The sequence below is a fragment of the Longimicrobiaceae bacterium genome (assembly GCA_035936415.1).
Lineage (GTDB): Bacteria > Gemmatimonadota > Gemmatimonadetes > Longimicrobiales > Longimicrobiaceae > JAFAYN01.
Window position 1 is genome coordinate 22639 of the sequence record DASYWD010000380.1, and the last position, 8181, is coordinate 30819.

Sequence of the window (8181 nt, forward strand, 5' to 3'; positions counted from 1 at the left end):
CCGATCTTGAGACGGTCCGGTTCCCCCGACACCTCCGCCCCCGCTTCGCCATGCACGCATCGCCGCTCCGCGCCCTCGCCACCGTCCGCGCCCTGCTCCTCGCCCTCTGCCTCGTGCTCTCCACCGCCACGGCCGCTTGGGCGCAGGGGGCGGCGCCCGCCGAGCCGGTCACCGCCTTCGTGGGCGTGACGGTGCTCCCCATGGACACCAGCCGCGCCCTCCCCGGCCAGACGGTGCTGGTACGGGGCGACCGGATCGTCCAGGTGGGTCCGGAGCGCAGCGTCCGGGTCCCGGCGGGGGCCCGCGTCGTCCAGGGCCGCGGCAGGTACCTGATGCCCGGTCTGGCCGAGATGCACGGGCACGTCCCCCCGCCCGGCGCGCCCGCCCGGTACACCGAGGACGTGCTCTTCCTCTACCTCGCCAACGGGATCACCACCGTGCGGGGGATGCTGGGCGCCCCCGGCCAGCTCGACCTCCGCGCCCGCGCGAACCGCGGGGAGCTGCTCGCTCCCACCCTGTACCTGGCCGGGCCCAGCTTCAACGGCAACTCCGTGGACTCCCCGGAGCAGGCCGCGGAGATGGTGCGGCGGCAGAAGGCCGAGGGGTGGGACCTGCTCAAGGTGCACCCGGGGCTCACCCGGGCGGAGTACGACGCCATGGCGCGCACCGCGCGCGAGGTGGGGATCCGCTTCGGCGGCCACGTCCCCGCGGAGGTAGGGCTCATGCGCGCGCTGGAGGCCGGGCAGGAGACGTTCGAGCACATGGACGGCTTCGTGGAGCACCTGGGCGGCGCAGGGCCCCTGAACCCCGACTCCGTGGCCGCGGTGGTGCGCCGCGCTCGCCAGGCCGGGGCCTGGATCGTCCCGACGATGGCGCTGTGGGAGGTGCTGTACGGCGTGGCCGACCTGGATTCGCTGCGTGCCTACCCGGAGCTGCGCTACATGCCCCCGAGCCAGGTGGAGTCCTGGATCCGCGCGCACGAGCAGCGCCTGCGCGCCCCGGAGTCCGACCGGGCCGCCGCGCGCCGGACGATCGCCAACCGCATGGCCGTACTCGGCGCGCTGAACCGCGGCGGCGTCCGCATCCTGATGGGCACCGACGCCCCGCAGCAGTTTTCCGTTCCCGGCTTCTCGCTCCACCGCGAGCTGCAGCGGATGTCGGCGGCGGGGATGACCCCGTGGGAGATCCTCCGCTCCGGCACGCGCAGCGTCGGCGAGTACTTCGCGGGGGAGGACCGCTTCGGCCTCGTGGCCCCCGGCCACCGCGCCGACCTCCTCCTCCTGGAAGCAGACCCGCTGCGCGACGTCGCCAACCTGTCCCGCATCCGGGGCGTGATGGTCCGTGGCCGCTGGGTCCCGCGCGCCGAGATCGACGCCCGCCTGGAGCAGATCGCCGCAAACAACCGGTAGCGCTCATCGAGAATGTCGGAGAGGGCGACCGGGAGGTGGGGGGAGGCTCAGCAGGCGGTGCGTCTGTGTGAGCCCGCGCTGTCCCTCCGGGCTCCGGGGTGGCCGGGCGAGTTTCGCACCGCCGGAGGAGCCTCCCCCCGCCGACCTCTCGCGACACAGCCGAGTCCCACATACGGACAAGGGGCGGCGACCACCGGTCGCCACCCCCGTATCTTCTGAGCGTACAACGCTTTCCGGCGAAAAGAAATCCTCGCCCAGCCGCGTCTACTCCCCCTCGGCCTCCCCGAGCGCCCGCTCCATCTCCTGCAGCTGCTCCTGCACGCGCTGCAGGTCCGCACGAGCCTTCCGGATCGAAGCCGCGTCGCGCACCAGCTCCGGCGGGAGGGTGAGCTTCACCTGGAACGCCCCCGTCCGGGTCGTCCCCGAGGTGAACCGCTTCCGGGCGGGCCGCCCCGGCTTCTTCTTCGGCGCAAGGTCCCGGAGCGCCACCCGCACCATCCGCTCCGTCGGCCTCTCCCGGGCGAAGCGCTCGATCGCCGCCGCGCGCTGCTCCGCATCGAGCCGGCGGCCGTGCTCCTGGAGCCATTGGACCAGCGCGTAGAGCGGGCGGAGCGGCGCCTCCGGCCACGCCTCGCGCAGCCCGGCGCGCTCCTCTCCGGTGAGCCCGCCCACCACGAACAGGAAGCGCTGCACGACGCGCTCCTCCGTCCCGGTCAGCTCGGCCAGGTGCGTCGCCGGGATCGGCTCCTCGCGCCCGGAGGTCGCGATCAGGTGGAACTGCTCCGCCGTCTCCAGCGGGAGGAGCCCCCGGCGCGCGTTGTTCTCCACCACCTGCGCGATGCGCAGCCGCTGCTCCCCCTCGGGGCTCCGGTCCGGCGGCGGGCTCATCAGCACCGGCACCTGCCGGAAGCGGTCGTGCCCCTCGTCCAGCAGTTCCTTGAGCGCCCGGAAGCGCCGCTCCCCGTGCTTGATGGTGAAGCCCAGGCCGTCCCGGTAGTAGATCTGCACCGGGTTCTCCAGCCCGCCCAGCGCCAGGATGGCGCGCTTCAGCTCGTCCATCCCCTCGCGGTCGAACGACTTCCGCGGCTGGTCCGGGTCCGGGTGGATCTGCTCGATGGGGAGCGTCGCGTTCCCGGTGCGCGCCCCGCTCAGGAGCTGCTCCGTCTCCTCCTTCGCGGCCACCGCAGTGGCCGCCGACTGCGCCAGGTTCTGCTTCGACTTTTCCCGCAGCGCCGCGGCGTTGAACCGCGGCATCAGACGCCGGCCTCCACGCGCCCGATGGCCTGGATCCACTCGCCGGCCAGGGCGGAGAAGTCGCGGATCGCCTCCCGGTCGCCCATGCTCTGCACGCTGAGGCGGAACGAGCTGGCCCGCTGGATCGCCTTGAGCGTGCGGATGCGCGCGCCATAGACGGGGTAGTAGGGGAGCACCTCCACCAGCGTTTCCGTCGCGATCTGCGCGTCCACGTCGCCCTTGGGCCCCGCGGTGGAGATCACGATCCCGTCCACCCGCAGCAGCGGGTTGGCGCCGCGGCGGATCTCCTCGACCATCTCGAAGAAGTCCATCGTGCTCTCGATGGAGTTGCCGCCCGGCTGCAGCGGGACCAGCACCCCCTCGCTCGCCACCAGCGACGAGCGGATCAGCCGCCCGGTGCGCGAGCCCGGGAGGTCGATGAAGACGTAGTCGTACTCTTCCGCCAGCAGCGCCAGGTTGTCCTTGAGGTCGAACTCCTTGCCCCGGACGCCGTCCGCCGCCTCCAGCCCGTCCGCGTGGGCGGGGATCAGGTCGATCGGCTCGTTCTCGGCGCGCCGGATCGCGGCCCGCAGACGCTCCAGGTGCGCCGGGCGGCCGCCGTTGCGCGGGACGGCCTGGAAGAGGACCGCGCTGCTCTGCTCGGCCGAGGGCGCCTCCACGCCCAGCCAGCGGCTGGCGGTGCGCAGCGGCTCCAGGTCCACGAAGAGGACGCGCTGCGGCGGCAGGCCGGCGACCCCGTGCCCGAGCATGCACGCCAGGTTCACCGCGTTGGTGGTCTTTCCGGAGCCGCCCTTCAGGTTGCCGACGGTGGTGGTTCGCGCGAGGCGGGGCTGCGGTGTTTCGGTCATCCTTGTCCAGCGGGAGGAGGTCGAGGGATCGCTGCCCGATTCGGGCGCACAATGGTATCGGAAAGGTTGCGTGGTGGGCAACCCCGCCGCCGAACGTCCGCGCGGGCGACTCACGGTCGGCCACGCCGCAACCGCCGCTCCCGGATGCGCTTGCACGCGACGCGAATTCGCGCGGCGGGACGCGGCGCCTCCGGGGGCGCGCATGCGTGTGGCAGCCCGCGCCCGGCCGGTGCGGCCGCGAACGCTCCGCCCCCGCACTCGCGAGGGGGTGCAGGGGGCTCTATACTGTCCCTGACCGCGCGCCCGTCCCCGTGGGACGGAGCCGCCGCCCCGCCGGGCGGCCTGCTTTGCGCGCGGCCGGAACCGACGCGAACGGATGGAGCGGGTGAGCACGCACGACGAACAGGTAGAAGGGCCGCTCGACGAGCTGCTGCAGCAGGCCGCCGGCCTCGGCGAGGAGGGGCGGTGGGACGAGGCGCGCGAGCTACTGCTGGAGCGGCTGGACGACCACGCGGAGGACCCGGCGCTCCTCTGTGCCCTGGGGGTCGCCTCGCGCGAGCTGGGGAGCGACGGGGAGGCGTACGAGTTCTTCCGCCGCACCCTGGCGGCGCAGCCGGATGACCCGTACGTCCTCGCCACCGCCGGGAACGGCGTCGCGCTGTACGACGACCCCGAGGCGGAGAGCGCGCTGCGCCTGGCCGCCATCACCGCGCCGGACCTCCCCTTCGCCCGCGTCTCCTACGGCGCCTACCTGGCGCGGGAGGGGATGTTCGCCGAAGCGGTCGCCGAGCTGGAGGCCGCGCGCGAGCTCGCCAGGGAGGAGGCCGGCGTGCGCGCCGAGCTGGGGGTCGCCTACCTCCTCGCAGGGCGGCTGGAGGAGGGCGTCGCCGAGCTGGAGGAAGCGCTCGCGCTGGACGTGAGCGACGCGTGGCTGCGCGGGCTCTTCGGGATGGCGCTGCTGGAGGCCGGGCGCAGCGAGGAGGCCGCCGAGGCGCTGCACCGCGCCGCCGCCGAGCGCCCCACCGACGTGGAGGCGCAGCTCCTGTCCGCGCTGGCCTCCGCCGCCGAGGGGTGGGAGGACGAGGCGTGGAACGCCCTCGCCCGGGCGGAGCTGGGCGCCGAGGAGATGGACGCGGCGCTCCTGCAGGAGGTGGAGGAGGTGGTGGGGACGGGCGCGGAGGAGTCGCGCGAGCTCCTGGTCGAGGAGCTCGCCCCCACCGTGCTGCGCGAGCGCCTCCTCCAGCGGCCCTGACCCCCTCCCGATGACACGCCTCCTCCGCGCGCTCGGCGCTCTCGGCGTCCTCCTGCTCATGGCGGTCACCGGCTGGGCCGCGGTGCTGTCCGCCATCCTGCTCTTCGGCCGGGCGGACGAGGCGCGCGCCTCCGGCGCCATCGTCGTCCTCGGCGCCGCCCAGTACGACGGCAAGCCGTCCCCCGTCCTCAGGGCGCGCCTGGACCACGCGGTGGAGCTGTACCGGCAGGGAGTCGCCGACACCCTGATCACCACGGGGGGCACCGGGCCGGGGGACACGGTGAGCGAGGCCGTGGTGGGGAAGCGGTACGCCGCGCGCCACGGCGTCCCCCCGGAGGCGATCCTCACCGAGGAGCGCGGCCTCACCTCGCTCCAGTCCATGCGCGCCGTCGCCGCGCTGATGGAGCGCCACGGCCTCCGCTCCGCCGTCTTGGTGAGCGACCCCTTCCACATGCTGCGCCTGCGGATCCTCGCCTGGCGCGTCGGGATCGAGGGCCGCAGCTCGCCCACGCGCACGAGCCCCATCTCGCGCAGCCCGGACGAGGAGCGGACGCACATGCTGCGGGAAAGCTTGAGCCTCCCCTTCGCCATCGCCGAGCTGGACCCGTAGCCGGTCCCCCCGTCCACCCGGGCCCGGGGCTTGCTGCGGCGTCCCCCGGTTTTTTTCGCGCCCGCGCCGGGATGCGCCGCACTCACGCACTTTCGCACTCGATCTCACTCCATGCAGATACCGATCGACCGATACACCCTCCCCAACGGCCTCCGCGTCGTCCTGTCGGAGGACCACAGCAACCCCGTCGTGGCGGTGAACCTGTGGTACGGCGTGGGGAGCCGGAACGAGCGGCCGGGGAAGACCGGGTTCGCGCACCTCTTCGAGCACCTGATGTTCCAGGGGTCGCAGAACGTCCCCGACACCCAGCACATGGCCCACGTGGAGCGGGTGGGCGGCTCCGTGAACGGCTCCACCTGGCTGGACCGCACCAACTACTTCGAGACGGTGCCCGCGAACCGGCTGGAGCTGGCGCTCTGGCTGGAAAGCGACCGGATGGGCTACTTCCTCCCCGCGATCACCCGGGAGAAGCTCGACAACCAGCGCGCCGTGGTGAAGAACGAGCGGCTCCAGCGCGTCGACAACGCCCCCTACGGCGACTGGGACGAGCGGATCCAGGCGATGGTCTTTCCGCCCGACCACCCGTACCACCATTCCGTGATCGGGAGCATGGAGGACCTGGACGGCGCCACCCTCGACGACGTCCGCGACTTCTTCCGCACCTACTACGCCCCCAACAACGCCGTGCTCACCCTCTGCGGCGACTTCGACCCGGCCGAGGCGCGGGCGCTGGTGGAGCGCTGGTTCGGACCCATCCCGCGAGGGCCGGAGGTCCCCCCGCTCCCGGGCCGGCCCGACGTCCCGCCGCGCATCGGAGAGGAGGTCCGCGCGCGGGTGGAGGGAGACGTGGCGCTGCCGCGGCTGTACCTGGGCTTCCGCATCCCCCCGTACGGCACCGCCGACTTCTACGCACTGGACGTGCTGACCAGCCTCCTGGCGACGGGAAAGTCCTCGCGCCTGCACCGCGCGCTGGTGCGCGAGAGCCGCGTGGCGAAGGACGTGGGGGCGTTCGCCTTCCCGATCGTCACCGGGGCCTCGCTGCTGGTGGTCCACTCCACCGCCAGCGCGGGCACGCCCGTGGAGACGCTCGAGGCCGCCGTGCTGGCCGAGCTGGCCGCGCTGCACGCCGCCCCGGAGCTCCCGGGGGAGATCGAGCGCGCCGTCACCGGGATCGAGGCGCGCCACGTCGTCGGCATCCAGCAGGTGGCCGAGCGCGCCAACGACATCTCCATGTACACCATGCTCTTCGACGACCCCGGGCGGATCAACACGGAGCTGGACCGGTACCGCGCCGTAACGGCGGACGACGTGCGCCGCGTCGCACGGGAGTACCTGCGCGCCGACAACCGCGCGGTGCTCACCTACCTCCCCCGTGCCGTCCGGGAGGCCGCGTGAGCGCCCCGCGGACCGAAGGGCCGGACCGTACCGTCCCCCCGGAGCCCAGGCCGCTCCGGCCCTTCCACTTCCCCCCGGTGCAGCGGCGCGCGCTGGGGAACGGGATGGAGGTGCTGGTGGCGGAGGCGCGCCGGTTCCCGGTCGTCACGCTGGGGGTCTCGCTCCCCGCCTCCGGGCTGGACGAGGACGCCGGGCGGGCCGGCGTGGCCGCGCTCACCGGCGCGCTGCTGGACTCCGGCGCGGGCGGGCGGACCGGGCTGGAGATCGCCGAGGCGCTGGAGGGGCTGGGGGTGCTGGAGGACAGCGGCGTCTCCTGGGACTCCACCTATGTCGGGTTCACCGGGCTCCGCACCCGCATCGAGCCCGCCGCCCGCATCCTGGCCGACCTGGTCCGCCGCCCGGACTTCCCCGAGGCCGAGCTGGACCGCGTGCGGGCGCAGCGGCTGGCGGGGATCGCCCAGCGCCGCGCCGACCCCGGCCTTCTCGCCAATGAGGCGGCGCTCCGCTTCATCTTCGACCCGGCGACGCCGTACGCGCGGCCGCTCTCCGGGACGCTGGGCACGCTGGAGGGGCTCACGAGGCAGGACGTGAAGGAGTTCCACGCCACCCGCTACCTCCCCGCCGGCGCGACGCTGATCGCGGCGGGCGACCTTTCCGCCGACGAAGCGGTGGAGATCGGGGAAGCGTGCTTCGGCGACTGGGTGGGCGCTCCCGGTCCCTCCAATCCTCCCGTGGTCCGGCCGCGGCGCGACGCGCCCCGGGTGGTGCTGGTGGACCGCCCCGGCTCCGTGCAGTCCGAGCTGCGCGTGGGGCAGGTGGGGATCGCCCGCACCGACCCGGACTACTACGCCGTCACGGTGATGAACCAGATCCTGGGCGGCGGCTTCTCCTCGCGCCTCAACCTCACGCTGCGGGAGCGCCACGGGTACACCTACGGGCTGAGCTCCGCGTACGCGGCGCGGCGGCACCCCGGGCCCTTCATCGTCTCCACGGCGGTGCAGTCCGGCGCCACCGCCGCCTCCATCCGGGAGATCCTGCGCGAGGCGGGCGCCATCCGCGAGGCCCCCGTCACACAGGCCGAGCTGGACGATGCGCGCGGGTACCTGGCCGGGGTGTTCCCGCTCCGGCTCGAGACCACCGCCGGAATCGCCTCGCGCCTGTCGCAGATCGCCGTGCACGGGCTCCCGGACGACGACATCGACCGGTACCGGGAGCGGATCCTGGCCGTGAGCGCCGACGACGTGCTCCGCGCCGCCCGCGAGCACCTGGACCCCGACGCCATGGTGGCCGTGGTGGCCGGCGACGCCGCACAGCTGCGGGGACCGCTGGAAGAGCTGGGAGAGGTGCGGGTGGTGCAGCCCGCGGAGCTGGAGTCGTAGCGGGCTTCCCGCGGCCGGCGCCCCCCCCCCCCCC

At 74.0% G+C, this 8181-nt stretch carries 7 protein-coding genes; 5 read left to right on the top strand and 2 right to left on the bottom strand.

From position 1 onward, the window contains the following. Positions 1–50: 50 nt before the first annotated feature. Positions 51–1409, top strand: coding sequence for an amidohydrolase family protein (locus VGR37_15360; GenBank protein ID HEV2148782.1), 1359 nt, complete (start codon positions 51–53; stop codon positions 1407–1409). A gap of 264 nt (positions 1410–1673) precedes the next feature. Here VGR37_15360 and VGR37_15365 read toward each other — a convergent pair whose 3' ends face one another. Together VGR37_15365 and VGR37_15370 are read right to left on the bottom strand one after the other, a co-directional pair. Next, positions 1674–2663: a ParB N-terminal domain-containing protein gene (locus VGR37_15365; protein HEV2148783.1), complete on the bottom strand. Its 990-nt coding sequence runs from the start codon at positions 2661–2663 to the stop codon at positions 1674–1676. Then, the gene (locus VGR37_15370; protein ID HEV2148784.1) at positions 2663–3511 is read right to left on the bottom strand and encodes a ParA family protein; all 849 of its coding nucleotides are present in this window, start codon (positions 3509–3511) and stop codon (positions 2663–2665) included. Before VGR37_15370 ends, VGR37_15365 begins: the two co-directional genes overlap by 1 nt. Before the next feature lie 385 nt (positions 3512–3896). On the opposite strand from VGR37_15370, the gene VGR37_15375 reads away from it, so the two are divergent. From VGR37_15375 to VGR37_15390, 4 genes are all read left to right on the top strand, one after another. Beyond that, positions 3897–4763, top strand: a complete 867-nt coding sequence (locus tag VGR37_15375; GenBank protein HEV2148785.1) for a tetratricopeptide repeat protein — start codon at positions 3897–3899, stop codon at positions 4761–4763. 10 nt (positions 4764–4773) lie between these two features. Then, the gene (locus VGR37_15380) at positions 4774–5373 is read left to right on the top strand and encodes a YdcF family protein (protein ID HEV2148786.1); all 600 of its coding nucleotides are present in this window, start codon (positions 4774–4776) and stop codon (positions 5371–5373) included. Between the two features lie 111 nt (positions 5374–5484). After that, entirely contained in the window at positions 5485–6768 is a 1284-nt protein-coding gene (locus tag VGR37_15385; protein HEV2148787.1) for a pitrilysin family protein, read from the top strand. Then, positions 6765–8147 carry a pitrilysin family protein gene (locus VGR37_15390; GenBank protein ID HEV2148788.1) on the top strand — a complete coding sequence of 461 codons (1383 nt, stop codon included), beginning with the start codon at positions 6765–6767 and terminating at the stop codon, positions 8145–8147. Before VGR37_15385 ends, VGR37_15390 begins: the two co-directional genes overlap by 4 nt. The last annotated feature ends 34 nt before the right edge of the window (positions 8148–8181 follow it).